Origin of the sequence: Cellulomonas rhizosphaerae (assembly GCF_003470205.1) — a bacterium.
In the GTDB taxonomy this organism is placed as follows: domain Bacteria; phylum Actinomycetota; class Actinomycetes; order Actinomycetales; family Cellulomonadaceae; genus Cellulomonas; species Cellulomonas rhizosphaerae.
The window spans coordinates 1-2,190 of sequence record NZ_QWKP01000021.1 but is presented as its reverse complement, the minus strand read 5'-3'; the positions used below and the strand labels follow the sequence as shown (position 1 = coordinate 2,190).

Below are 2,190 nucleotides of genomic sequence, written 5' to 3'. Positions count from 1 at the left end.
GAGCCCTGGTAGACGTCGTAGCCGGTGACGGCGACGTTGTCGGTCGAGGCGGTCCAGGACAGGGGGACCGTGCTCGTCGTGGTGGTGCCGGCTGTCAGACCCGTCGGTGCCGAGGGCGCCGTCGTGTCGGTGGTCGTCGCCGTCTTGGTGGTCGCGGAGACCGCGGCGGAGGCGGCGGACAGGTTGCCCGCGGCGTCCTTGGCCTTGACGGTGAACGAGTAGGCCGTGGCGGGGGTCAGGCCCGTCGCGGTGTAGCTCGTGCTCGTCGAGGTGCCCACCAGCGTGCTGCCCTGGTAGACGTTGTAGCCGGTCACGGCCACGTTGTCGGTCGAGGCGGTCCACGTCAGCGGAACCGTCGTGGTCGTCGTCGTGCCCGCGGCCAGCGCCGTGGGCGCCGCCGGCGCCGTGGTGTCGGCCGGGGGAGTGGTGCCGCCGGCGATCACCGGGTAGGCGTTGGTGACCAGCGTCTTGAACTGGTCCTCGAACCACTGGCCGGCGAGCGGAGCGTTCGGCGTGGCGCCGGTCAGCTGGTTGGACAGCTTGGGCGAGACGAAGGTCGGGTCGCACATGCGGTCGAAACGCTTGCCCTGGTCGTTCGGGATGTCGCTCGAGGCGCCGTCGGACTCACCCGGGGGCTTGATCCAGACGAAGGCGTCGAGGAACGAGGCGGAGTACCCGGCGGGCGTGGCCTGCGGGAGCTCGCCGATGCCGGCGCCCAGCGGGTTGCACCACGCGCCACGGTGGACGCGCTTGTCCACGCGGGACTCGTTGACGTAGGTGTTCGCGACCGTGCTGGTCGAGACCGCCGTCGGTCGGGCCGGGCCGCCCCAGCCGTTGCGGGACGTGTCGACGAGCATGCCGAGCGAGGACGGGAAGCCCGCCGCGACCAGCAGCTTGTGCATGTGGGCCGTGAAGTCGATCTCGTCGAAGTCGAAGTTCCACTCGTAGAACGACGTCGACCGGATCGGGGTGCCGCCCACGGAGATCGTGGAGTCGGGCAGGTACGGCTCGTTGAGCGGAGTCGTGTTGGCGACGTCGCTCACGAAGCCGTCGACCGAGGCGAACCCGGCGGTGGTGGACTTGGCCACGTCGGCGAACAGCGTCGCGGCGGGACCGGCGTTGCTGTCCCAGCCGAGCCAGCCCGAGTGGCCGATGTCGATGTAGGTGTAGACGTTGGAGATCGCGTGCAGCTTGTCCAGCGCGTACTTGACCCCGGCGCGGTAGTAGGGCGCAGCCTGCTGGCACAGCGGCTCGGAGATGTTGGTGACGAGGTTCGGCAGCGAGTCGGGCTCGATGGTCGCCGAGATGCGCAGGCCCGCGTACTTCGGGTCGCTCAGCAGGGCCGCGATCGCGTCGATGTACTCGGTCTTGTACCGGGCCAGGCCCGCGTCGGTCGCGGGCAGCTCGCCGTTGGACGCCAGGGCGTAGCAGTCGCGGCCGGGCAGGTCGTAGATGACCAGGTTGACGACGATCGGGCCGGAGCCCTTCTGCGCCAGCGCGTTGTCCAGGTGGAACTTCAGGCCCTGGCCGTCGGCGTTGCCCGCGATCGCGCTGATCCGGTCCATCCAGACGGCGGTCGGCTGCTTGGCCACCGTGTGCATCTTGGCGGCGAGGTTGGCGTCGACGCGCGTCGCTGCGCTCTCTACGGCCGCGGCCCACGTGGGGTTCACGTACTGGGTGGCGCCGGCGTAGGGGTTGTCGACGTGCGCCTCGGCGGCGCTCGCGGTGCTGGTGAAGCACAGGGGAACTGCGACCAGCGCCATTGCTGTCGCTGCGGTGGCCGCGGCGCGTGCGCGCCGTCCCATCGCTCTCTTGCCGTGTGTGGACACGTGTCCTCCGGGTTTCGTTCGGCGTACCCGGACAGCCGTCCTGCCCAGGCACGAGTCGCCCAGGGGGAGTCCACGGCGACTGAGTGGCTAGGTGACCATGAGGACTTTCCGGGCAACACGGCGCGAATCGTTTAGGCGATCCCCGTTACCGAATCGTGACCTGATGGTCATCGCGACCTCGGGGCGGTGCTGCCGCGGACGGCCAGGCCGCCGACCGCGCAGTCGCGACGCACCTTGAGGTCGCCGTCGAGCACCGCGAGCACGGCCTCGCCGGTCGCCCTGCCGAGCTCGGCCTGCGCCGAGGGCAACGTCGTGATCGACGGCGTGGCGAGCCGGCACAGCGTCGAGTCCGACCCGGCGA

The 2,190-nt window shown here is 70.4% G+C and carries 1 protein-coding gene and 1 pseudogene; both read right to left on the bottom strand.

Annotated elements, in window-relative coordinates; translation table 11 throughout:
• Positions 1-1,805: glycoside hydrolase family 6 protein (locus D1825_RS00250; protein ID WP_233549536.1), on the bottom strand; the 1,805-nt coding region annotated here is incomplete at its 3' end.
• Between the two features lie 191 nt (positions 1,806-1,996).
• Positions 1,997-2,190, bottom strand: a pseudogene (locus D1825_RS00245) (LacI family DNA-binding transcriptional regulator); the annotation flags it as partial.